This is a genomic window from Gulosibacter sediminis (assembly GCF_030011715.1).
GTDB classification, from domain to species: domain Bacteria; phylum Actinomycetota; class Actinomycetes; order Actinomycetales; family Microbacteriaceae; genus Gulosibacter; species Gulosibacter sediminis.
Genome location: NZ_JASCYH010000107.1, coordinates 1 through 292 on the forward strand (window position 1 = coordinate 1; position 292 = coordinate 292).

Annotated in this window: 1 pseudogene; it reads left to right on the forward strand. The window is 64.0% G+C overall.

Annotated elements, in window-relative coordinates:
• A pseudogene (locus tag QM019_RS12755) lies at positions 1 to 292 on the forward strand (excinuclease ABC subunit A); the annotation flags it as partial.

Genomic DNA, 292 nt, shown 5'->3' on the forward strand with positions numbered 1-292 from the left:
ACTTAGAGTCGGTGGCACCGTATGCGAGGCGCCTCATCGACCAGGCGGGAGTCCCCGACGTCGATTCCATTACCGGAATGCCGCCCGCGGTGGCACTGCAACAACAACGCGGCGGGAGCAGCACACGGTCAACGGTCGGAAGCATCACGACGCTCTCCAGCTTGGGCCGCATGCTGTATTCCCGCGCGGGTCAGTACCCAGATGGGCAGCCGATGCTCTATGCGGAGGACTTCTCGACCAACACGGTCCAGGGCGCATGCCCGGAATGCCACGGGATCGGACGCGTCTATGA